Origin of the sequence: Streptacidiphilus jeojiense, from assembly GCF_000719095.1 — a bacterium.
Taxonomy (GTDB): domain Bacteria; phylum Actinomycetota; class Actinomycetes; order Streptomycetales; family Streptomycetaceae; genus Streptacidiphilus; species Streptacidiphilus jeojiensis.
In genome coordinates this window covers 53,415-76,273 of sequence record NZ_JOEH01000028.1, presented here as the reverse complement: position 1 = coordinate 76,273, position 22,859 = coordinate 53,415, and the positions used below count along the sequence as shown (strand labels likewise).

Below are 22,859 nucleotides of genomic sequence, written 5' to 3'. Positions count from 1 at the left end.
CGGCTGGTCGATTCGGTCCGACGCGAACGACCCGGCAAAAGCTACACCCCCTGCCGGACGGCAGGGGGTGTAGGGGCGGTCAGACCAGGCTGTCGCGCCAGGCCTCGTGCAGTCGGCTGAAGCGGCCGGTGCCGGCGATCAGGTCGGACGGGCTGCCGTCCTCGACGATGCGGCCCTGCTCCATCACCAGCACCCGGTCGGCGATCTCCACCGTGGACAGCCGGTGCGCGATGATCACCGCGGTGCGTCCGGCCAGCACGGTGCGCATGGCCTCCTGGACGGCCCGTTCGCCGGGGACGTCCAGGGAGGAGGTCGCCTCGTCCAGGATCAGCACCGACGGGTCGGCCAGCAGGGCCCTGGCGAAGGCCACCAACTGGCGCTGGCCCGCCGAGATCCGACCACCGCGCTTGCGGACGTCGGTGTCGTAGCCCTCCGGCAGCGCGCTGATGAAGGCGTGCGCGCCGATGGCCTTCGCCGCGGCCTCGACGTCCTCGCGACTCGCGCCGGGGCGTCCGACGGCGATGTTGTCGGCGACCGTCCCGGAGAACAGGAAGGACTCCTGGGTGACCATCACCACGCCCCTGCGCAGTTCCGCCGTTGCCAGCTCGCGCAGGTCCACGCCGTCCAGCAGCACCCGGCCGCCGGTCGGGTCGTAGAACCGCGCCAGCAGTTTGGCCAGGGTCGACTTGCCGGCGCCGGTGGCGCCGACCACGGCGACGCTCTGGCCGGCCGGGATCCGCAGCGAGAACTCCGGGAGCACCTGCTTGCCGGTGCGGTAGGCGAAGCCGACCTCGTCGAAGACGATCTCACGGCCGGTCAGCGCGGTCTCCGAGGGTGCGCTCTCCGACTGTGCGGGCTGCTCGGGCAGCGGCACCGCTTCGACCGGTTCCGGGACCGAGGGCTCGTGGGCCAGCAGGCCCGCGATCTTCTCCAGCGCCGCGGCCGCCGACTGGTAGCTGTTGACGAACATCGCCAGCTGGTCGATCGGGTCGAAGAGCCGTCGCAGGTACAGCACGAAGGCGGCCAGCACCCCGAGTTCGAGCTCCCGGTCGGCGACCAGGTAGGCGCCCCAGAGCACCACCCCGATGATCCACAGATTGGCGGTCAGCCGCGCCGAGGCGATGAACAGCGCCATGGACAGCGAACTGTCCGCGTTGGACTTGGCGTACTCGGCGTTGGGAACGGCGAACGAGGCGTCGTTGGCCTCCTCGCGGCGGAAGGCCTGCACCGGGCGGATGCCGTTCATGGTCTCGGTGAAGCGCACGATCACCGAGGCCACCGCGGAGCGCGACCGCCGGTAGATCTCCCTGGACCGGATCCGGTAGGAGCGCTGCAGCAGGAAGACCGGACCGGCCGAAGCGATGGACACCAGGCCCAGCCGCCAGTCCAGGACCAGCAGCAGCCCGCTGATGTAGATGATCTGCAGGGCCACCGAGAGCAGTTCCTGCAGGCCCTCGTTGAGCAACTCCCGGACCGCGTCCACGTCGCTGGTGGCCCGGGAGATGATCCGTCCCGAGGTGTAGCGCTCGTGGAAGTCCAGGCTGAGCAGCTGGGCGTGGCGGAAGATCCGCCGGCGCATCTCCAACAGGATGTCCTGGTTGATCAGCCCGGACAGCCGGATGAAGGCGCGCTGCAGCAGCGTCGCCACCGCGGCGCAGCCCAGGTACCCGGCGGTGACGGCGATCAGCGGCCCGGCGTCGTGGTCGCGCAGCGCCGGGATGCCGCGGTCGATGGCGATGGACACCAGCAGCGGCCCCACCTGCAGCGCGGCCTGCTGCAGCACGATCATCAGCACCGCGAGGACGATCCGCCTGCGGTGCGGTCCCATCAGCGAGCGCAGCAGCGCGCGGGGCGCACCCGGCGGGACCGGGATGTCCTCCCCCTCGGCGGTGGCCGCGGGTTCGGCCACGGGCTCGGCCGGATCCGGCAGTTGCTCCTCGACGAGGGCTTCGTCGAGCGTCTCCGCTTCCACTGCGGCCTCCGTGGTGTTGGACTGACGGTCGGTCAACTGGCGCTCGGTCAACTGGCGCTCGGTCAGGACGGTTCCGGTGTCGCTCATGCCGGCACCCGCTCACCGGACATCAGCTCGCGGTAGGCGGGCGAGGTCTCCAGCAGCTCGTGGTGCGTGCCCACGGCCGCGATCCGCCCGTCGACCAGCATCGCGACCCGGTCCGCGAGCAGCACCGTGCTCGGCCGGTGCGCCACGACCAGGGCCGTGGTGTCGGCCAGCACCCGCCGCAGGGCCCGTTCGACCTGAGCCTCGGTGTGCACGTCCAGCGCCGACAGCGGGTCGTCCAGCACCAGGAAGTCCGGTGTGCCGACCACCGCGCGGGCCAGCGCCAGCCGCTGCCGCTGGCCGCCGGACAGGCTCAGGCCCTGCTCGCCGACCTGGGTGTCGGTGCCCTGCGGCAGGGCCCTGACGAACTGCGCCTGGGCCACGTCCAGGGCCCGCTGCAGTTCCTCCTCGTTCGCCTCCGGGGCGCCCATCAGCACGTTCTCCCGCACCGAGGCGGAGAACAGGGTGGGCTCCTCGAAGGCCACCGAGACCAGTTCGCGCAGCCTGGCCCGGGACAGCGCGGTGATGTCGGCGCCGTCCAGGGTGATCCGGCCCGCGCTCGGGTCGTAGAGCCGGGGGAGCAGCGCCGTCATGGTGGTCTTGCCGCTGCCGGTGTTGCCCACCAGCGCCATCGTCTCGCCGTGGCGGATGTGCAGGTCGACGCCCTGGAGCAGGTCCGGGGTGTCGGCCGGCGCGTCCGGGTAGCGGAAGCGCACGCCCTCGAAGCGGATGCCGTCACGGCTGCCGCCGGCGCCGGGACCGGTGCTGGTCACCCGGTCCTCCGCGTCGGCGAGCGGGGTGTCCAGCACCTCGAAGAAGCGGTCCGTGGCGGTCGCGGCCTCGTTGCTGTACGCCAGCAGCCAGCCGAGCGACTCCACCGGCCAGCGCAGTGCCAGTGCCGTGGAGAGGAACGCCACCAGTGTTCCGGCCGTGGTGACGTCGTGCGCGACCTGGACCACGCCGACCGCCAGCGCGGTGCCCAGGGCCAGTTCGGGCAGGCCGACGATGACCGCCCACAGGTTGGCCAGCAGCCGGGCCTTGTTCAGCTCGGTGCCGCGCAGCTCGCGGGCCTGGGCGCGGAAGCGCTGCGCCATGGTCCGGTGCCGGCCGAAGGCCTTGAGGATGCGGATGCCCAGCACCGACTCCTCGACGATGGTGGCCAGGTCGCCGTTCTGGTCCTGGGCGAGCCGGGCGGCGGCCGAGTAGCGGCGCTCGAAGTAGGAGCACAGCATGATCAGCGGCGCGGCCGGCAGCACCGCGATCACCGCGAGCTGCCAGTCCAGGGCGAACATGATGCCGATCCCGACCAGGAACACCATCGAGTTGACGATCAGGAAGACCAGCGGGAAGGCCAGGAACAGCCGGATGGTGAACATGTCCGAGGTGGCCCGGGACAGCAGCTGGCCGGAGGCCCAGCGGTCGTGGAAGGTCACCGGCAGCCGCTGCAGCCGGGCGTAGAGGTCGGCGCGCATGACCCGCTCGACGCCGGAGAGCGGCCGGGCCAGCAGCCAGCGGCGCACCCCGAAGAAGAGCGCCTCGGCCAGCCCGAGCACCAGCAGCAGCGCGGCGGGCCACCACAGGCCGGCCGCGTCGTGGTGCGACACCGGTCCGTCCACGATCTGCTTCAGCACCAGCGGGATCAGCAGACCGGCCAGCGAGGCCACCATGGCCGCGGAGGTCGAGCCGACCAGGTACCAGCGGATCGGCCGGGCGTACGGCCAGATGCGCAGCAGTGAGCGCACGGTCGAACGCTTGGGTGAGTGGGCGGGCGGGGGCGACTCGGTCATGGCGGCAGCATCCGGTCTGTCGGCGTCCGGGGTGGCCGGCGCTGTGGATTCCGGTAGGGACGGCGCTGGTGGCGCCTGCGGGGTGGGCACGGGGGAGGAGGCACTGGACATCGTCTGTGAGCGTACGGCTCACCACTGACAATCCTCACCTGGTTTTTGCTCAGGCATTCCGGGCGGTGTCCGCTTGTCTCAGGCCCGCCACCTCGGGTCTGCGTGGGGGTACGGGGGGTCGCTCCCCGGAGAATTGGAGCGGTCGCCCCCGGGACCGCGAACGGCCGCCGACTCCCCTGCTGCCAGGGGGGTCGGCGGCCGTTCGGACCGCTGCTACCAGGTCACCTGCCCGCGGGCAGGTGCACCAGCAGCTTCCCGGTTCCGTCGAGCACGTCGAGACCGGTTATCTGGGCGGGGCTGATCGAGGTGGAGGCGGGGACCTGGGCCGAGACCGCGTAGCCCGAGCCCCAGGTGCCGGCCGTCTCGGTGGCCCCGTCCTTCCCGTGCACCACCAGGTGGCAGGTGATGTCGGAGGGCAGCCCGCCCAGCTTCAGCTGGAACTGGGTGCCCCAGGCCTCCGGGAACAGCGCCGCGGTCGCCGAGACGTGGGTGGTCGGGTCGGTCGCGCCCCAGGTCGCCGCGGCCTGCACGGTGGCGGCCCGGCCGGCACCGCCGCCGCGCTCCGCCACCGAGTACACGCCAACCCCGGCGGCGCACGCCGCCAGTGCCAGCCCGGCGGCCAGGGCCGCGCGCTTCCGGCTGCGCCTGCGGTGCTGGGTCGGTACCGGCAGCGGGCGCAGTCCGGCGGAGTCGGCCTCCGGCGGCTGCTCCCGGGCCGGGCTCAGCGACTCGGCGACCTCCGCCGTCTCCGGCAGCTCCTCGAAGGCGGTGTGCCGCATCAGCCCCGGCAGCGGCGCGAGTTCCACCAGTTCGGCGCGGCAGTGCGCACAGCCCGCGATGTGCCGCTCCAGCGCCCTGCGCTCCTCGGGATCGAGGGCCCCGAGCAGATAGGCGCCGAGCGAGACGCTCTCCTGACACGGCGTCGTCATCGGGATGTCACCCCTCTCTCCTCCAGTACGTTCCTCAGGGCGCGCAGCCCGTAGTAGCAGCGCGATTTGACGGTGCCGACCGGCACCCCCAGGTGCTCCGCCGTCTCGGCCACGGTGCGGCGCAGGTAGTAGACCTCGATGAGCACGGCCCGGTGTTCGGGGCGCAGTCCGCGCATGGCCTCCAGCATCTGCCAGCGCTCCAGCATCCGGTCGAGCTCCAGGTCCCCGTCACCCTTGGCCCACTCGCCGCCCTCGTCCTCCGGTAAGGGCGACTCGGCCGGCCGGGCCTTGATCTTGCGGTAGGCGGAGACCACCAGGTTGTGGGCGACGGTGTGCAGCCAGGGGCCCGCCCGGTCCGGGTCGAGCGAGTCCTGGTGCTGCCAGGCGCGCAGGAAGGTCTCCTGCACGATGTCCTCCGCCCGCTGGTAGTCGCCGTGGACCAGCCCCAGGACCCGGCCGAGCACCGAGCGCCCGTACCGGGAGTAGAGGGAGCGCACGAACTCCGAATCGCGCGCCTGCGAGTGGTCCACGCCTTCAAGTACGCACCACCTGCGGGAAAGGTTCAAGCAGCTTCACCCGGCGCGTCAATCCGGTCCGGCGTCCTGACCGGCCGGTTCCGCCGGCGGGCAGATCCTCAGCAGCAGCAGGGTCCGCCCGGGGACGGTGAGGCCGGTGCCGGCCGGGTACCGCCGGCCGGGCGCCTCGGCCTGGTCCTCCAGCGCGGTGTCGACCACCGACTCGTAGGCCTCGGCCCAGGGCGGCCCGGGCAGCAGGAACCTGGTCGGCCGGTGGTCCGCGTGCAGGACCAGCAGGAAGCTGTCGTCGGTGAGCTCGCGGCCGAGCGGGTCGCGCTCGGACATCTCGTCCCCGGACAGGTACATCCCCAGGGTGGCGCCGGGGGTGTACCAGTCGGCCTCGGTCATCTCGCGCCCGCGCGCGGTGAACCAGGTGAGGTCGCGCAACCCACCGGGATGCGCCGGGCGCCCGGAGAAGAACGCGCGCTGGCGCAGTACCGGATGCGCCCGGCGCAGCCGGATCAGCCGCGCCGTGAGCTGGGTCAGCGCCCGCCAGCCCGGCTCCCCGTCCGGCGACTCCCGCAGCAGCGACCAGTCCACCCAGCTGATCGGGTTGTCCTGGCAGTAGGCGTTGTTGTTGCCGTCCTGGGTGCGCCCCATCTCGTCGCCGGCCACCAGCATCGGCACCCCGGTGGACAGCAGCAGGGTCGCCAGCAGGTTGCGCAGCTGCCGCCGGCGCAGGGCGTTGACCTGGGCCGAGTCCGTCTCGCCCTCCACCCCGCAGTTCCAGGAGTGGTTGTCGTTGGTGCCGTCCCGGTTGTCCTCGCCGTTGGCCTGGTTGTGCTTGCCGTTGTAGGAGACCAGGTCGCGCAGGGTGAAGCCGTCGTGCGCGGTGACGAAGTTGACCGAGGCGTAGGGACGGCGCCCGCCCTGCTGGTACAGGTCGGACGAGCCCGCCAGCCGGTAGCCCAGCTCCCTGACGTCCGGCCGGGCGCCGCGCCAGTAGTCGCGGACGGTGTCCCGGTAGCGGTCGTTCCACTCGGTCCACAGCGGCGGGAAACCGCCGACCTGGTAGCCGCCGAGGCCCACGTCCCAGGGCTCGGCGATCAGCTTCACCCGGCTCAGCAGCGGGTCCTGGGAGACCGCCGACAGGAACGGCGCCAGCATCGACACCTCGAACGGCGACCGGGCCAGCGCGGCCGCCAGGTCGAAGCGGAAGCCGTCCACCCCCATCTCGGCGACCCAGTACCGCAGCGAGTCGGTGATCAGCCGCAGCACCTGCGGCTGGTTGCTGTCCAGGGTGTTGCCGCAGCCGGTGAAGTCGGCGTAGGCGCGGCGGTTGTGCGGCTGCAGCCGGTAGTAGCCGGCGTTGTCGATGCCGCGCAGCGACAGGGTGGGACCGCCCTCGCCGCCCTCGGCGGTGTGGTTGTAGACGACGTCGAGGATCACCTCGATCCCGGCGGCGTGCAGCGCCCGCACCATCCGCTTGAACTCGGTGACCTGCTGGCCCCTGGTGCCGGACGCGGAGTAGCCGGCGTGCGGGGCGAAGTAGCCGATGGAGTTGTATCCCCAGTAGTTGCCCGAGCCGCGCCGCTGCAGGTGCTCCTCGTCGGCGAACTGGTGCACCGGCAGCAGTTCCACGGCGGTCACCCCGAGCCGGGTCAGGTGCTCGATCGCGGCCGGGTGGGCCAGGCCCGCGTAGGTGCCGCGGAGCTGCTCGGGGATGCCCGGGTGCCGCTGGGTGAAGCCCTTGACGTGCAGTTCGTAGAGGACGGTGTCGGCCCACGCGGTCTTCGGCCGCCGGTCGTCGGACCAGTCGTCGTCGTCGTGGACCACCACGGCCTTGGGCATGTGCGGGGCCGAGTCGCGGTTGTCCCTGACCGTGTCCGCGACCTCGCGCTCCGGCCAGCCGTGGACGTGCCCGTACATGGAGTCGTGCAGCCGGAAGGTCCCGTCGACCGCCCGCGCGTAGGGGTCGAGCAGCAGTTTGGCCGGATTCCAGCGGGCCCCGGTCCAGGGGTCCCAGCGGCCGTGCACCCGGAAGCCGTAGCGCTGCCCCGGCAGCACTCCGGGCAGGTGGCCGTGCCAGGTCTGGAAGTTCTGCTCGTGCAGCGGATGGCGGGTCTCCTGGTCCTCCTCGTCGAAGAGGCAGAGCTCGACCGCCTCGGCCCCGGCCGCCCAGAGGGCGAAGTTGGTGCCGGGACGTCCGTCCGGGCCGATGTGGAAGCGGGCCCCCAGCGGCTGCCAGCTCCCCGGCCACACCTCGACCGTCCCGGTCCGGGCGGGCTGTGCCCCGCCGGGCTGCGGCTCCGTGGCGGGCGCGGTCCGCAGCGGCGCCCCGGCGGCCGGCCGCTGCACCGGCGGCGCCTGCTGCTCCGCCGCTACCAGCCGCAGCCGCGCCCGCCCGCCGTCCGGATCGCTGCCATCCCGGTCACCCGCCCCCTGCCAAGCCGTCATGACACGTACCTCCCCGCTGCGGGGAGTCCCGTTCCCCGGCTGGAATGTACGTTCCCACCCTGCCCACGGATGTCACGTGCAAGCGGCCATGGATCCATGCGGAGGACGTGTCCCCGTCGATCAAGCCTCGTTGATCCCCGGGGGCGGACTGATCGAGACGAAGGAGCGGTGACGGTGGGTCTGAGCAGCTGGGTGCGGCGGTCGGGACTTCGGGGGGCGGGACTCCGGCGCACGGCCCTCGTCCTGTCAGCGGGGGCGCTGACACTGCTCACGGCCTGCGGGGGAGGGCCGGAGCGGGCGCCCTCCTCGGACGCGGCCCCGCCGGTGTCGGCGGCCGTGGTCACGCTCACCCCCGGCGACGGCGCCGCACAGGTCCCGGCCCAGGGCGGGGTCGGCGTCGCCGTCGCCGTCGGGAAGCTCACCCAGGTCCGGCTGCGGGACGACCGCGGCGACGAGGTCCCCGGTGCCTTCGGCGCCGGCGCCGCGTCCTGGAGGCCGACGGCCAAGCTGATGCCGGAGACCCGGTACACCCTGGACGCCATCGCCACCGACGGCAACGGTCTGCAGGCGGCCAAGCACGCCGTCTTCACCACCTTCGTCCCGACCAACACCTTCATCGGCTTCTACACGCCCGAGGACGGCAGCACCGTCGGCGTCGGCATGGAGGTGTCGCTGCGGTTCAACCGGTCGATCACCGACCGGGCCGCGGTGCAGCGGGCCGTCACGGTGACCGCCGCCCCGTCCGTCCCGGTGGTCGGCCACTGGTTCGGCGACCGGCGGCTGGACTTCCGCCCGGAGCACTACTGGCAGCCGGGCACCAAGGTGGTCCTGGCGCTGAACCTCAAGGGCGTCGAGGGCGCTCCCGGGGTGTACGGGACGCAGGCGAAGAAGGTCGCCTTCACCATCGGCCGGGCCCAGATCAGCACCGCAGACACGGTCTCCGACACGCTCACGGTCCGCCGCGGCGGACAGCTGCTGCGCACCCTGCCGATCTCGGCCGGCGGCCCCGGGCACTCCAGCTACAACGGGATCATGGTGATCTCCGAGATGTACCAGGTGACCCGGATGAACTCGCAGAGCGTGGGCCTGGGCAGCGAGTACGACATCCCCGCCGTCCCGCACGCGATGCGGCTCACCGACTCCGGCACCTTCGTGCACGGCGTCTACTGGCGTCCGGCCTCGGTCTTCGGCAGCCAGAACACCTCGCACGGCTGCATCGGCCTGCACGACGTCAAGGGCGGGACGAGCGACACCACCCCGGCCGGCTGGCTCTACGACCACTCGATGATCGGCGACGTGGTGCAGGTGACCGGCTCCAACGGCGACGCGGTCGCCCCGGACAACGGACTCAGCGGCTGGAACCTCAGCTGGGCCCGGTGGACCGCGGGCAGCGCGCTGCGCTGAGCGCCCGGGGGGGCGAAACCCCAGGCAACGAATTGGTACCGGAACCGCACGAACGGGCGTCAACCGCCCCTTCCAACAGAGTTCTCCCAGCTGCGCCGGTTAGAGTGCGACGGTCCGCCCGGCACGTGCGGGATTACTCCGCCCTCGGATGCAACTGAGCGGGGTGCCTGGGCGTTCATAGAGGTTGAACATCCGGGAGGGGAGAGACGGTTGAGCTCGGCACGGGCGGTTGACGCCAGCAGTGACAAAGAACAGCGCGGACGCCGCAGGAGCACCCGGCGTGCCTGGGTGGCCCTGGCGGCGGGCTCCCTGCTGCTGGTCGCCACGGCGTGCAGCAGCAACGGCGGCACCGGCACGGTCGGTGCCGCGGCGGGCGGCGGTTCCGCCAGCGCGTCGGCCGGAGCCTCGGACGGGTCCGCAGCCTCGCCGTCCGCCTCGGCCAACTCCGCGGCCGTGGTGACCATCTCGCCGAAGAACGACGCGACCGGCGTGAACACCAACGGCGCGCTCAAGGTCTCGGTGGCCACCGGCAAGCTGACCACGGTCAAGGTCTCCTCCGCCGACGGCTCGGACATCAGCGGCACCATCGCCACCGACGGCAGCAGCTGGACGCCGGCCAGTGCGCTGCGCTCCGGCACCAAGTACAGCGTCGCCGCGACCGCGGTGGACAGCAGCGGACTGAGCGTCACCGAGCAGTCCAGCTTCACCACCATGACGCCGAGCAACACCAACATCGGCAACTTCAACGTCGACCCGGGGGCCACCTACGGTGTCGGCATGGAGGTGTCGATCACCTTCACCCACCCGGTGAGCAGCAAGTACCAGGCCGCCGTGGCGAAGGCGATCTCGGTCACCGCCTCTCCGGCGGTGGACGTCGAGGGCCACTGGTTCGGCAGCTCCCGGCTCGACCTGCGCCCGCAGAGCTACTGGAAGCCGGGCACCAAGGTCACCCTGCACATGGACCTCGACGGGGTGGAGACCTCCACCGGGGTCTACGGCAAGCAGTACAAGGACGTGGCCTTCACCATCGGCCGCAGCCAGACCAGCGTCGCCGACAACACCGCGCACACGCTGAAGGTCTACCGCAACGGCGTGCTCTACAAGACGCTCCCGGCCAGCCTCGGCGACGCCCAGCACACCACCTACAACGGGAAGATGGTGATCACCGAGAAGTACTCGGTGATCGACATGGACTCGCAGACCGTCGGCCTGGGCGACGCGTACAACATCAAAGACGTGCCGCACGCCATGCGGTTGACCACCTCGGGCACCTTTGTGCACGGCAACTACTGGCGGCCGGTCTCGACCTTCGGCAGCGAGAACACCAGCCACGGCTGCGTCGGCCTGCACGACGTCCAGGGCGGCGGCGACCCCTCCGCCCCGGCGGCCTGGTTCTACAACAACTCGATCATCGGCGACGTGGTCCAGGTGGTGAACTCGCCCGACAAGGTGGTCGCCCCCGACAACGGTCTGAACGGCTGGAACATGAGCTGGTCCGCCTGGACCTCCAACTGAGCCCGCCGCTCTGAGCGACTGTCGCCCGGAGCACGACGGCCCGGCCCCCACCACGGGGGCCGGGCCGTCGTCGTTGCCGGCACCGCCGGTTAGCATGCGTTAACCCACCCCGGGCTCCCAGGAGGAAACCATGACCACCCTCGTCAGCCTCGATGTGCAGGACGCCGTCGGGACGATCCGGCTGGCCCGCCCGCCGATGAACGCCCTGGACGCGGCGATGCAGGACCAGCTCAGGCAGGCCGCCGAGGAGGCCGCCGCCCGCGCCGACGTGCGGGCCGTGGTGCTCTGGGGCGGCGAGAAGGTCTTCGCGGCCGGCGCCGACATCAAGGAGATGCAGCGGATGTCGTACACCGACATGGTGGAGCGCGGGCCGGCGCTGCAGGGCGCCTTCGACGCGGTGGCCCGCATCCCCAAGCCGGTGGTGGCCGCGGTGACCGGCTACGCGCTGGGCGGCGGCTGCGAGTTGGCGCTCTGCGCGGACATCAGGATCGCGGCCGAGAACGCCAAGTTCGGCCAGCCGGAGATCCTGCTGGGGCTGATCCCCGGGGCCGGCGGCACCCAGCGGCTCTCCCGTCTGGTCGGCCCGTCCCGGGCCAAGGAGCTGATCTTCACCGGGCGTCAGGTGCGCGCGGAGGAGGCGCTGCGGATCGGCCTCGCGGACCAGGTGGTCCCGGCCGAGGAGGTCTACCCGACCGCGCTGGCCTGGGCCTCGCGACTGGCGGCAGGGCCGGCGCTGGCACTGCGCGCGGCCAAGGAGGCGGTGGACCGCGGGCTGGAGACCGACCTGGACACCGGGCTCGCACTGGAGCGCAGTCTCTTCGCAGGTCTGTTCGCCACCGAGGACCGGGAGACCGGAATGCGCAGCTTCGTGGAGGACGGCCCCGGCAAGGCGGTGTTCCGCTAATCCCAGGCATATGCCGGAAGCACTGATGATTCTTTACGCATTGTGCTCCCCAAGTCAGCGCAGAGTCGCGATGATAGGGGCATGGCGCCACGGGGCAAGGCTGAGCAACGAGTGACGGACGGGACCGGAGGTGGTGCGGTCGCGGCGCTGGAAAGCGTCCTGGAGACCGCACCGGACACGGTCTGGCTCGACGACTGGACGGCCGCGCTGTGGCCGGAATCGCTCGGCGGCTCGGCCGGCTGCCCGGACGCCGTCACCCCGGAGGAGCTGGAACTCGCCCTCTTCGGTCAGCTCACCGACCCGCTGACCGAGGAGGTGCGGTTACCCTCGGGCCCGGCCTCCTCGGCGAGGGCCCGCCGCCTCGTCCGGTCCGCCCTGGACACCTGGGGCCTGGGCGGCCTGGGCGAGGTGGCGGAGCAGTTGGTGGGGGAGCTGGTGGCCAATGTGGTCCGGCACACCGGCGGGCGCTCCTTCGGGCTGCGCCTGGTCCGGCGGAGCGGCAGCGTCCGCTTCGAGGTGCGCGATCCGTCCAGGGCGCTGCCCTGTCTGATCATCGGCGAGCCCGAGGATGACGCCGGGCGGGGGCTGCAGCTGGTGGATCTGATGTCCGACCGCTGGGGCGCCGACCTGCTCTCCCGCGGCAAGTCGGTGTGGTTCGAACTCCGGGCCCGGGAGACGGCAGCGGGCTGAGGTGCGGGACGGCGCGCGGGCTGAAAAGCCGAGGACCCCGGGCGCGTCAGGCGTTCCGGGCTCCTCGGCAGATGTGCTGCCCGGCCGTAGGGGGTGTGCCGGGCTGCTTCGCGGTACGCGCTCGGGTCGGCGACGTTCCGGTCGAGTCGGGGGGCTGAGGCTCCCCGACCGCACCGACTATGGCACGGTGTCCAGGATGCGGGCAAGCCACATAGATGGAAAAATCGGGCAAATGCCCCAAGTGAGCCGTGGATCACAAGGAAATTCACCTTCATAACCTTGATTAAAGGGAATGTTCAGCTGATCTCCCTCTGATCGACGAATCCTTAACGTGCTGGCCTTCGGCTGCCGCAGCGGGGAGGATACCGATCATGACCACTCCTGATGCCGCCGTCCTGCCCGAACCGCCCTTCACCCTCGCCGGTGACGGACTGTTCCTGCGCGAGTGGACGCAGCAGGACATCCCGGTCATGGTGCAGCTGTTCGACGAGCCCGAGGTGGCCCGCTGGACCCCGCTGAGCTCGCCGTTCGACACCGAGGCGGCCGAGCGCTACCTGGGTCGGGCCCGCGCCGCCAGGGAGGCCGGCACCAGGATCCAGTTCGCCGTCACCGAGGTCGCCGACCCTGACGGCGCCGGGACCGAGGTCGGCGGCGCGCCGCGCGGTGAGGCGCTGGCCATGCTCAGGGGCGAGGAGGGCCGGGACGTCGAACTCGGCTACGCGATCGGAGCCGAGCACCGCGGCCGGGGCCTCGCGGTCCGTTCGGTGCGGCTGCTCACCGGTTTCGCCTACGCCGTCCTCGGCGCCCGCCGGGTGCTGCTGCGGATCGAACCCGAGAACGATGCCAGCTCCAACGTCGCCCGCAGGGCCGGATTCACCGTCGCCGACCGGCCGCTGGAGGTCGTCGAGGATCCGGACGGCACCCGGATCGCGCTGCAGATCTGGGAGCACGGCGGGCCGACGGGCCCTCAGCTCTGATCCGACCGTTCGGCGATGCGGCGCAGGTTCGCCGCGAAGACCTCACGGGCGTCCGGGGTCAGCCGGGCCAGGGCGACCATCGCCGTCACGATGACGTCGCACAGCTCGTTCCTGACGTCGTCCCAGGTGTGCGAGAAGCCCTTGCGCGGGTTGGTCCCGGTGGCGCCGATCACCGCCTCGGCGACCTCGCCGGCCTCCTCGGTGATCTTGAGGAGCTGGAGCAGCACCCTGGTGTCGTCGGGGACCTCGCTGCCCTGGTCGAGCCAGCGGACCAGGCTGTCGATGGTGTCCCAGGCGGTGTCGTCCACGGGCGCTCCTGTGCGTAGGGGGCAGACGGCCAGGCTGGCCGAGGGCCGCGGCCGACGTCAAACGCCGGCCACGACCCCGGGCTGCGCACCTCCGCGCCGGACGGCACCTCCGCGCCGGACGGAGCGTCAGACCGTGCCGATGGCCGGGTCGCTGCTGCTGACCCGCCCGTTCTCGACGTGGCCAGCCGCGCGGCGCAGGAACGCGGGGTCCTCGGCGGAGGTGACGACCAGGTCGTACCAGCCGTGGGTGGCGTTCAGGGCGACCGTGTGCACCCGGCTCGCCCCCGGGCGCAGCTGGTAGCTGGCGGTCCGGGCGCAGCCGTAGCCGTCCTTGACCGTCAGCCGGACCGTGCCGGACCCGTGGTTGCTGAGCTCCAGCCGGACCTGGCCGCCGTTGCCGTCGTGCCGGACGGTCAGCTCGGGTCCGGCGGTGGCCAGGCGTCCCTTGAACTCCCGCAGGAATCCGTTGGGGCCGTGGGCGGAGAACTCGTAGTCGCCGCCGGCGGCCGGGGCCACGGTCCAGCTGCCGGTCAGCGACTTGTGGGCCTCGACGGTGTAGGTCCACGGGCCGCTGGTGTCGGTGCCGGAGCGGACCTGCCAGTTGGCGCCGGCCCGGCCGTGGTTGGCGAACTCGACGGACAGCGTGCCCTTGCCGGCGTCGACCCGGGCGTCGGCGGACAGGTCGTAGGGCAGTGGGCGGGCCGGGCGGGTGCCGTGCTCCTGCTTGGGCAGCGCCGGGGCGGCGGGCGGGGTGGGCACGTAGTCGGGGTGCCGGTCCTGGTCCGGCGGCTGGTAGCCGGTGGTGGCCGGCAGCGCGGGCACCTTGGCGTCGCTGTGCGAGAAGTCGAAGGCCGAGGTCAGGTCACCGCAGACGGCGCGGCGCCAGGCCGAGATGTTCGGCTCCTCGACACCGAACCGCTCCTCCATGAACCGGATCACCGAGGTGTGGTCGAACACCTGCGAGTTGACGTAGCCGCCCTTGCTCCAGGGCGACACCACCAGCATCGGCACCCGCGGGCCCAGGCCGTACTGGGCGGAGAGGTAGCCGCTGCCGCCGGCGAACAGGCTCGCTGCGGAGACGCCGTCGGTGTACAGCTCGGCCGAGACGTCCACGGTGGACGCGCCCTGCGCGGCGCTGAACGGCGGCACCGGCGGGACCACGTGGTCGAAGAAGCCGTCGTTCTCGTCGAAGGTGACGAACAGCGCGGTCCTGGCCCAGACGTCCGGGTCGGCGGTGAGCGCGTCCAGCACCTGGGAGATGTACCAGGCGCCGTAGTTGGCGGGCCAGTTGGGGTGCTCGGTGAAGGCCTCGGGGGCGACCACCCAGGACACCTGGGGCAGCTTCCCGGCCTTGACGTCGGCCTTCAGCACGTCGAAGAAGCCGTCGCCCTTGCTGGCGTCGGTGCCGGTGCGGGCCTTGTCGTAGAGCGGGTCGCCGGGCTCGGCGTTGCGGTACTGGTCGAAGTAGAGCAGCGAGTTGTCGCCGTAGTTGCCGATGTAGGCGTCGCTGGTCCAGCCCCAGTAGCCGTTGGCGTCCAGCCCGGTGCCGACGTCCTGGTAGATCTTCCAGGAGACCCCGGCCTGCTCCAGCCGCTCCGGGTAGGTGGTCCAGGAGTAGCCGGCCTCGGCGTTGTCCAGGACCGGTCCCTTGCCCTTGCCGTCGTTGCCGGTGTAGCCGGTCCACAGGTAGTAGCGGTTGGGGTCGGTGCTGGTCATCAGCGAGCAGTGGTAGGCGTCGCAGACGGTGAAGGTGTCGGCCAGCGCGTAGTGGAAGGGGATGTCGTCCCGGGTCAGATGGGCCATCGTGGTCGAGCCCTTGGCCGGGATCCACTGGTCGTAGGCGCCGTTGTTCCAGGCCCAGTGGGTGGTGTTCCAGTCGTGCGGGAGGTCCTCCAGGAAGGCCAGACCCAGGTTCTTGGCGTCCGGGTGGAACGGCAGGATCTCCTTCTTGCCGTCCGACTGGTACCAGACCGACTTGCCGCTGGGCAGCGTCACCGGGCGGGGGTCGCCGAAGCCGCGGACCCCGCGCAGGGTGCCGAAGTAGTGGTCGAAGGAGCGGTTCTCCTGCATCAGGACGACGATGTGGTCGACGTCCTTCAGCGTCCCGGTGCGCCGGGCGGCGGGGATGGAGGCGGCACGGGCGATGCTGCTGGACATCGCGGTGGCGGCGGCGGTGCCGCCGGCCAGTTGGATGAAGCGGCGACGGTTGAGGGCGCTCATGAAGGAGAGGTCTCCCGATCTGTCCGAGACGGGTGGGCGGGGTGGGCGGGGTGGGGCGGGACTGGGCAGTCGGACATTCTCACCACACTTGTTCGAACAAGTGGAGGCGTTTGCGAGACGTCTGGGGGAAAGCTGCGCCAACTGCGTCGGGATGTCGCGGACTTCCTGTGGATGATGGCGTCGGCAATCCTGTCAACAATTTGGTATTGCATCGGCATTGACCCGGCCGGTGCGGCGCCCTTACGGTCCCGGCACGGCATCACTTTCCAGGCGTGCACCACCGCACAACCTCAGGGGGTCCGATGCGTCGTCAGTCCATCGTCTGCACCGTCACGGCGGTCCTCGCCGTCGTCCTCGCGGGATGCAGCAGCGGAACCGGGAGTTCCGGTACCGGCCCGGCGGCGTCCGGGAGTTCCACCGGTACCGGCGCCGCCGCCCTCGTGGACGTCAAGGTGGGGGTGATCCCCATCGTGGACGTCGCGCCGATCTACCTCGGTGTGAAGCAGGGCTTCTTCGCCGACCAGGGCCTCAAGCTCTCGCTGACCACCGCCCAGGGCGGCGCCGCGATCGTGCCCGGCGTCGTCAGCGGACAGTTCCAGTTCGGCTTCTCCAATGTGCTCTCGCTGATGCTGGCCGAGCAGAACGGCGTGCCCATCAAGGCGATCTCCAACGGCGTGGCCTCCACCGGGGTGGCCGGCAAGGACTTCGGCGCCCTGGTGGTGAAGAAGGGCAGCGCGATCACCTCGGCCAAGGACCTGGTGGGCAAGAAGGTCGCCATCAACACCCTGAAGAACATCAACGAGGTCGCCGTGCGCGACTCGGTGCAGAAGGCGGGTGGCGACCCGAGCAAGGTGAGCTTCGTCGAGCTCGGCTTCGACGCGATGCCGGCCGCCCTCGCCAAGGGCCAGATCGACGCCGCGCTGGTGGTGGAGCCGGCGCTGGCCACCGTCAAGGCGCAGGGCGCCACGGTGATCGCCTCGCCGTACGTGGACGTCGCTCCCGAGCTGACCGTGGCGATGTACTTCACCTCGACCAGCTACGCCCAGCAGCACGCCGACGTGGTGAAGGAGTTCCGGACGGCGCTGGCCCAGTCGCTGGCCTACGCCGACGGACACCCCGACGACGTGCGCGCGGTGCTCGGCAGCTACACCAAGATCCCGGCCGACACCCTCAAGCAGATCACGCTGCCGAGCTGGCCCGCCGACGTCAACCGCGCCTCACTCCAGACGCTGGGTCAACTGGCGGTCGGCTACGGTCTGTTGACCAAGGCACCCGACCTCGACACGCTGCTGCCGTGAGCCGGACCGCACCCGCGGGGCCGCGCGGAGCGGCCCTCGGCACGGCCGGGCTGGTGGCCTTCGCGGCGCTGTGGGAGGCGGTGACCCGGACCGGGCTGGTCGACGGCCGGTTCCTGCCGCCGTTCAGCCGCACCGTCGCGGCCCTGGGCCGGGAGCTCGGGGACGGCACCTTCTGGTCGGCGCTCGGCGACACGCTGACCGGTTGGGCGCTGGGCCTGGCCATCGCCACCGCCGCCGGGATCGCCGCGGGGTTCGTGATCGCCCTCGTCCCGTACCTGCGCCGGGCCACCGCGTCGACCATCGAGTTCCTACGGCCGATCCCCTCGGTGGCGCTGATCCCGCTGGTGGTGCTGGTCTACGGCACCGAGATCGCCTCGGTGCTGGTGCTGGTGGTCTACGCCTCGTTCTGGCAGGTGCTGGTCCAGGTCCTCTACGGGGCCCAGGACGTCGACCCGGTGGCGGAGGAGACGGCCAGGGCCTACGGCCTGGGCCCCTGGGCCCGGCTGCGGCACGTGCTGTGGCCGACCGCCCTGCCGTACCTCATGACCGGCGTGCGGCTGGCCGCCGCGGTCGCGCTGATCCTCGCGATCACCGCCGAACTGGTGATCGGCGCACCGGGCTTGGGCAACCTGATCGCGGTCGCCCAGGACTCCCAGGCGGTGCCGGAGATGTACGCACTGATCCTGGTCACCGGGCTGCTGGGGGTGGTGGTCAACGTCGGCGCCCGCGCGGTGGAGCGCCGCGCCCTGGCCTGGCACCAGTCGGTACGCGGGGAGGTGCCGGTGTGAGCGGTGCCGGTGTGAGAGCCGCACTCCGCATGGGCGGCGCGCTGCTGCTGGTGGTCGGGCTGCCCGCGGTCCTGGTGACGGTGTGGTGGTTCGCCTCGGCCGGCAGCACCAGCTTCTACGAGCCGCCGCTGCACCGGATCGTGTCGACCTTCGGCAGGGTGTGGACCCCGGAGCGGCTCCGCACCGATGTGCTGCCGAGCGTGCTCCGCCTGCTCGGCGGCTATGCGCTGGCCGGGGCGGCCGGTGTCGGCTGCGGCGTGCTGCTCGGCTCCTACCGCACCGCGCGGGCGGTGGCCGAGCCGGTGCTGGAACTGTTCCGTGCCGTTCCGCCCCCGGTGCTGGTGCCGGTCATCATGCTCTTCGCCGGTATCGGCGACACCATGAAGGTCGTGGTCATCGCCTTCGGCTGCTTCTGGCCGGTGCTGCTCAACACCGTCGAGGGGGTCCGGGCGGTGGACCAGGTGGCGGACGAGACCGCCCGCTGCTACGGCGTCCGGGGCGGCCGCCGGCTGCTGCGCCTGGTACTGCCCTCGGCCGGCCCGCAGATCATGGCAGGGCTGCGGCAGGCGCTCTCCATCGGGATCATCCTGATGGTCATCAGTGAGATGTTCGCTGCCAGTAGCGGCATCGGCTTCACCGTCGTCGAGTTCCAACGCAGCTTCGCCATCCCGGAGATGTGGACCGGGATCCTGGTCCTCGGCCTGCTGGGAGTGGTCCTGTCGCTGCTGTTCCGGCTGGTCGAGCAGCGCGTGCTCGGCTGGTACCACGGGCTGCGCGGGGCGCGGCGGGAGGGAGGGGGCGGACATGCTTGAGATCAGGCACCTCCGGAAGGTCTACGAGGGCACCGGACGCTCGGTCGAGGCGATCCGCGACATCGACTTCACCCTGGCGCAGGGCGAGTTGGTGTGCCTGGTCGGCCCGTCCGGCTGCGGCAAGACCACGCTGCTGAAGTGCGTCGCGGGGCTGCTGCGGCCGAGCGCGGGTTCGGTCCTGCTGGACGGCTCCCCGGTGACCGGGCCCCGGCCGGGACTCGCCATCGTCTTCCAGGAGTACGGCCGCAGCCTCTACCCCTGGCTGCGGGTCGGCGACAACGTCGAACTGCCGCTGCGTCACCGCAAGGGCCTGTCGCGGACCGAGCGCCGCACCCGGGCTGCCGAGGCGCTGGCGACGGTCGGCCTGGCCGAGGCCGGCCGCGCCTACCCGTGGGAGCTCTCCGGCGGCATGCAGCAACGGGTGGCCATCGCCAGGGCGCTGGCGTACCGGCCCGAGGTGCTGCTGATGGACGAGCCGTTCGCGGCCGTCGACGCGCAGACCCGGGCCGACCTGGAGGACCTGGTGCGCCGGCTCTGGACCGAGCGCGGGATGACCGTCCTGTTCGTCACCCACGACATCGACGAGGCGGTCTACCTGGGCGAACGCGTCCTGGTGCTGAGCCGGTCGCCGACCGTGGTGCTGGAGCAGATCGAGGTCGGCCTGCCGGTCCGGCGCGACCAGCTGACCACCCGCGCGGACCCGGAGTTCACCCGACTGCGCACCCGCGTCCTGGAACGCATCCGCGGCACCGTCCCCGACGCGGCGGCCCGGGACCAGTAGCGCCCGTGCCGGTCAGCCGTTTCCGCGGCAGAGGTCGTCGCCGAGAGCGGTGCGGGCGTAGAGCACGCTCCGGCCGTGGCGGGCCCGGTGCAGCAGCCGCGCCTGCAGCAGCACGCCGAGGTGCTGGCTCACCGCCGCCGGGGTGACGCCGAGCCGGCGGGCCAGCTCGGTGGTGGACGCGGGCTCGCCGAGCAGGACCAGCAGTCGGGCCCGGGCCCGGCCGAGCAGGCGTTCCAGTGCCGCGTCGGTGGGCGGGGGCGAGACCGTCTCCGCCATGGTGGCCCGCCCGCGGGCCGGATAGATGATCAGCGGGGCGGCACCGGGCTCGATCGCGGTGATGGCGCCCTGGGCGAAGAGGGTCGGGACGAGCACGAGACCCTTGCCGTCGACCGGCACCTCGCCGGACGGCAGGTCGGGCCAGTGGTCCCAGGCGATCGTCAGTGTGCCCTGCTGCCAGCGCAGTCGTGGGTCGATGTCGGCGAAGAGCGCGTCGGCCCCGCCCTGGGCGAGCCTGCGGGCGCGGTACACGATGTCCGCGTCGAGCACCGAGCGGGCCCGTGGCCACCAGGCGGGGGCGAGGCAGCGGTCCCAGTAGGCCTCGATCGCGTCGGCGATGCGGGCGAGCAGGCGGGCCGGGTCGTCCAGGCCCTCGCGCAGCGGCGCCGGCAGGACGCGGTCGTGCGGCAGGTAGGTGCGGCCCAGGTCGGCGCGGATCAGCTCCGGCGGGGTGGCCCGCAGGGCCGCCAGTTCGTCGGGGAAGCTGGGCGAGGGGCTGCTGGGCCTGGGGGTCAGGAAGTCGGGGATCCACCGGTTGGACGCCACCAGGGAGAGCAGCAGCCCGGTGTCGGCGGGGTCAAGGAGTTCGAAGTCGTCCCGCAGGCGCCGGAACCAGGGGATCTGCTCGGCGTAGTAGCCGGGGTGGGTCCACATGCGGATGCTCAGCACCGCCTCCTGCAGGGCGGAGCAGGCGAAGGCGGTGGAGGCGAGGTCGGCGAGGCCGAGCCGGAATCGGACCATGAAGCTGCACGCTAAATCACTTCGCTCCCATGCCGACAGGCGATGGGATGATCGCATGAGCGAGACCGCCGACCTGCTGCTGGGCTGCACGATCCTGCTGGGCGCGTCCGTGCAGCGGATGTCGGGGATCGGGTTCGCCCTGGTCGCCGCGCCGGTGCTGGTGCTGCTCCTCGGTCCGGCCCAGGGTGTGCTGCTGTCCAACTGCGCGGCGGGGGTCATCAGCGCGATCGGTCTCACCGAGGGTTGGCGGCGGGTTCGCCCGACCGCGATGCTGCCCCTGGTCGCCGCGGCCGCGTGCACCGTGCCGGTCGGCAGTTGGGTGGTCACCCGGCTGCCCGAACCGGTGCTGCTCACCGGCATGGGGGCCTTGGTCGCCGCGAGCGTGCTGCTGGTGATGGGCGGCACCCGGGTGCCCGCCCTGCGCGGCGTCCGGGGAGCCGTGGCCGCGGGCGCGGCCAGCGGCTTCATGAACTCCTCGGCCGGAGTCGGCGGCCCGGCGCTGTCCCTGTACGCGGTCAACGCGGACTGGACGGCACAGGAGTTCGTCCCGAACGCCCAGTTCTACGGGGTCGTGGTGAACGCGCTCTCGATCGCGGCCAAGGGCGTCCCGCACCTCACGCCCGTACCCTGGCTGCTGGTCGGAGCCGGGATCGCAGCGGGCTCCGTGATCGGGAAGGCCCTGGCCCAACGGGTGCCGGAGCACCGGGCCCGGCAGACGGTACTGCTGCTCTCCCTGGCCGGCGGGATCACCACCCTCGCCAAGGGGCTCTGGGGCCTCTGACTTTTGACCAGTGCTCGGCCAGCGCTCGTGCGGAGCCGTCCTAGCACTCGATGACGTTGACGGCGAGGCCGCCGCGGCTGGTCTCCTTGTACTTGACCTTCATGTCGGCGCCGGTCTCCTTCATGGTCTTGATGGCCTTGTCCAGGGAGACGTGGTGGCGGCCGTCGCCGCGCAGGGCCATCCGGGCGGCGGTGACCGCCTTGACCGAGGCCATCCCGTTGCGTTCGATGCAGGGGATCTGCACCAGTCCGCCGACCGGGTCGCAGGTGAGGCCGAGGTTGTGCTCGATGCCGATCTCGGCGGCGTTCTCGACCTGCTCGGGGGTGCCGCCCAGCACCTCGGCGAGGCCGCCCGCGGCCATCGAGCAGGCCGAGCCGACCTCTCCCTGGCAGCCGACCTCGGCGCCGGAGATGGAGGCGTTCTCCTTGAAGAGCATCCCGATGGCGCCGGCCGTCAGCATGAAGCGGACGATGCCTTCGTCGTCGGCGCCCGGGATGAAGTTCAGGTAGTAGTGCAGCACCGCCGGGATGATGCCGGCCGCGCCGTTGGTCGGGGCGGTGACCACCCGGCCGCCGGAGGCGTTCTCCTCGTTGACGGCCATCGCGTAGAGGGTGACCCACTCCATCGCGTTGGCCGGGCCGATGCCCTCGACCCGCAGCGCCCGCGCCGCCGGTGCGGCCCGGCGCCGGACCTTGAGGCCGCCGGGCAGGATGCCCTCGTGGTTCATGCCGTTGCGGACGCACTCCTGCATGACCCGCCAGATCTCCAGCAGACCCGCCCGGATCTCCGGCTCCGACCGCCAGGCCTTCTCGTTCTCCATCATCAGCGCGGAGACCGAGAGCCCGGTCTCGTTGGTCCAGCGCAGCAGGTCGGCGCCGGTGCGGAAGGGGTAGCGCAGCACGGTGTCGTCGGGCTTGACCCGGTCCGCGCCGATGGCGTCCTCGTCCACCACGAAGCCGCCGCCGACCGAGTAGTAGGTCTTCTCCAGCAGCGGAACCCCGGCCGCGTCGTAGGCGCAGAGGGTCATCCCGTTCGCGTGGTACGGCAGTGACCTGCGGCGGTGCAGCACCACCTGGGTGTCGGCGTCGAAGGCGATCTCGTGCAGGCCCAGCAGTCGCAGCCGCCGCTCCGCCTTGATCCGCTCCACGTCCAGGTCCGCCTGCAGGATGTCCACGGTGCGCGGGGAGTTCCCCTCCAGCCCCAGCAGGACCGCCTTGGGGGTGCCGTGCCCGTGCCCGGTCGCGCCGAGCGAGCCGAAGAGCTCGGCCCGCACCGAGACGGTCTGTGCCAGCACGCCCTCGGACTTCAGCCGCCGGGCGAACATCCGGGCCGCGCGCATCGGTCCGACGGTGTGCGAGCTGGAGGGCCCGATCCCGATGGAGAAGAGGTCGAAGACGCTGATGGCCACGGTGAACCTTTACAGAGAGAGAAAGTTGCAACCCCCCAGGGGCGCGGGGAACTGCGCGAGCAACCCACCACCTACGCAGTGGACCGCTTCCGACAGCAACC

19 protein-coding genes are annotated in these 22,859 nt (G+C 71.8%); 10 read left to right on the top strand and 9 right to left on the bottom strand.

What is annotated here, in order from left to right; genetic code table 11:
- Positions 1-79: 79 nt before the first annotated feature.
- The 5 genes from IF29_RS0132345 to glgX all read right to left on the bottom strand — a co-directional run bounded on the left by IF29_RS0132345 (position 80) and on the right by glgX (position 7,855).
- Positions 80-2,059 carry an ABC transporter ATP-binding protein gene (locus tag IF29_RS0132345; RefSeq protein ID WP_084715325.1) on the bottom strand — a complete coding sequence of 660 codons (1,980 nt, stop codon included), beginning with the start codon at positions 2,057-2,059 and terminating at the stop codon, positions 80-82.
- Positions 2,056-3,843 (bottom strand): ABC transporter ATP-binding protein, encoded by a 1,788-nt coding sequence (locus tag IF29_RS0132340; protein WP_030262455.1) that lies wholly within the window; start codon positions 3,841-3,843, stop codon positions 2,056-2,058. Before IF29_RS0132340 ends, IF29_RS0132345 begins: the two co-directional genes overlap by 4 nt.
- A gap of 332 nt (positions 3,844-4,175) precedes the next feature.
- A complete protein-coding gene (locus tag IF29_RS44015) occupies positions 4,176-4,883 on the bottom strand; it encodes a zf-HC2 domain-containing protein (protein WP_051726306.1) in 708 nt (235 codons plus the stop codon).
- Positions 4,880-5,413: a sigma-70 family RNA polymerase sigma factor gene (locus IF29_RS0132330; RefSeq protein ID WP_030262448.1), complete on the bottom strand. Its 534-nt coding sequence runs from the start codon at positions 5,411-5,413 to the stop codon at positions 4,880-4,882. The genes IF29_RS44015 and IF29_RS0132330 overlap by 4 nt, the downstream gene beginning before the upstream one ends.
- Before the next feature lie 54 nt (positions 5,414-5,467).
- The gene (gene glgX / locus IF29_RS0132325) at positions 5,468-7,855 is read right to left on the bottom strand and encodes a glycogen debranching protein GlgX (RefSeq protein ID WP_084715324.1); all 2,388 of its coding nucleotides are present in this window, start codon (positions 7,853-7,855) and stop codon (positions 5,468-5,470) included.
- Between the two features lie 174 nt (positions 7,856-8,029).
- Here glgX and IF29_RS0132320 point away from each other — a divergent pair, with 174 nt between their 5' ends.
- The 5 genes from IF29_RS0132320 to IF29_RS0132300 all read left to right on the top strand — a co-directional run bounded on the left by IF29_RS0132320 (position 8,030) and on the right by IF29_RS0132300 (position 13,345).
- A complete protein-coding gene (locus tag IF29_RS0132320; RefSeq protein ID WP_332262569.1) occupies positions 8,030-9,259 on the top strand; it encodes a L,D-transpeptidase in 1,230 nt (409 codons plus the stop codon).
- 210 nt (positions 9,260-9,469) lie between these two features.
- Positions 9,470-10,774: a L,D-transpeptidase gene (locus tag IF29_RS0132315; RefSeq protein WP_030262439.1), complete on the top strand. Its 1,305-nt coding sequence runs from the start codon at positions 9,470-9,472 to the stop codon at positions 10,772-10,774.
- A 130-nt stretch (positions 10,775-10,904) separates the two neighbouring features.
- Positions 10,905-11,678 carry an enoyl-CoA hydratase/isomerase family protein gene (locus IF29_RS0132310; protein WP_030262437.1) on the top strand — a complete coding sequence of 258 codons (774 nt, stop codon included), beginning with the start codon at positions 10,905-10,907 and terminating at the stop codon, positions 11,676-11,678.
- Between the two features lie 81 nt (positions 11,679-11,759).
- Positions 11,760-12,368, top strand: a complete 609-nt coding sequence (locus IF29_RS0132305; protein WP_084715322.1) for an ATP-binding protein — start codon at positions 11,760-11,762, stop codon at positions 12,366-12,368.
- A gap of 371 nt (positions 12,369-12,739) precedes the next feature.
- On the top strand, positions 12,740-13,345 hold the full coding sequence (locus tag IF29_RS0132300; protein WP_051726305.1) for a GNAT family N-acetyltransferase: 606 nt from the start codon (positions 12,740-12,742) through the stop codon (positions 13,343-13,345).
- Here the strand turns inward: IF29_RS0132300 and IF29_RS0132295 are convergent.
- Both IF29_RS0132295 and IF29_RS0132290 read right to left on the bottom strand, forming a co-directional pair.
- Positions 13,336-13,653, bottom strand: a complete 318-nt coding sequence (locus IF29_RS0132295) for a MazG-like family protein (RefSeq protein ID WP_030262428.1) — start codon at positions 13,651-13,653, stop codon at positions 13,336-13,338. The two genes, IF29_RS0132300 and IF29_RS0132295, sit on opposite strands and share 10 nt — an antisense overlap.
- Positions 13,654-13,779: 126 nt before the next feature.
- The gene (locus tag IF29_RS0132290; RefSeq protein WP_030262425.1) at positions 13,780-15,873 is read right to left on the bottom strand and encodes a phosphocholine-specific phospholipase C; all 2,094 of its coding nucleotides are present in this window, start codon (positions 15,871-15,873) and stop codon (positions 13,780-13,782) included.
- Between the two features lie 302 nt (positions 15,874-16,175).
- Between IF29_RS0132290 and IF29_RS0132285 the strand changes: the two genes are divergently transcribed.
- Genes IF29_RS0132285 through IF29_RS0132270 form a run of 4 tightly spaced genes read left to right on the top strand, consistent with a single transcriptional unit; the run spans position 16,176 to position 19,552 of the window.
- Positions 16,176-17,171, top strand: a complete 996-nt coding sequence (locus IF29_RS0132285) for an ABC transporter substrate-binding protein (RefSeq protein ID WP_030262424.1) — start codon at positions 16,176-16,178, stop codon at positions 17,169-17,171.
- Positions 17,168-17,959, top strand: a complete 792-nt coding sequence (locus IF29_RS0132280; RefSeq protein WP_030262422.1) for an ABC transporter permease — start codon at positions 17,168-17,170, stop codon at positions 17,957-17,959. Before IF29_RS0132285 ends, IF29_RS0132280 begins: the two co-directional genes overlap by 4 nt.
- Positions 17,960-17,988: 29 nt before the next feature.
- A complete protein-coding gene (locus IF29_RS0132275) occupies positions 17,989-18,771 on the top strand; it encodes an ABC transporter permease (RefSeq protein WP_030262419.1) in 783 nt (260 codons plus the stop codon).
- Positions 18,764-19,552 carry an ABC transporter ATP-binding protein gene (locus IF29_RS0132270; protein ID WP_030262416.1) on the top strand — a complete coding sequence of 263 codons (789 nt, stop codon included), beginning with the start codon at positions 18,764-18,766 and terminating at the stop codon, positions 19,550-19,552. The genes IF29_RS0132275 and IF29_RS0132270 overlap by 8 nt, the downstream gene beginning before the upstream one ends.
- Positions 19,553-19,564: 12 nt before the next feature.
- On the opposite strand, the gene IF29_RS0132265 is transcribed toward IF29_RS0132270, so the two are convergent.
- Positions 19,565-20,569, bottom strand: coding sequence for a helix-turn-helix domain-containing protein (locus tag IF29_RS0132265; RefSeq protein WP_030262412.1), 1,005 nt, complete (start codon positions 20,567-20,569; stop codon positions 19,565-19,567).
- A 55-nt stretch (positions 20,570-20,624) separates the two neighbouring features.
- Between IF29_RS0132265 and IF29_RS0132260 the strand changes: the two genes are divergently transcribed.
- Positions 20,625-21,350 (top strand): sulfite exporter TauE/SafE family protein, encoded by a 726-nt coding sequence (locus IF29_RS0132260; protein ID WP_030262409.1) that lies wholly within the window; start codon positions 20,625-20,627, stop codon positions 21,348-21,350.
- A gap of 40 nt (positions 21,351-21,390) precedes the next feature.
- Here IF29_RS0132260 and IF29_RS0132255 read toward each other — a convergent pair whose 3' ends face one another.
- Positions 21,391-22,758: an L-serine ammonia-lyase gene (locus IF29_RS0132255; RefSeq protein WP_030262407.1), complete on the bottom strand. Its 1,368-nt coding sequence runs from the start codon at positions 22,756-22,758 to the stop codon at positions 21,391-21,393.
- Positions 22,759-22,859 lie beyond the last annotated feature (101 nt).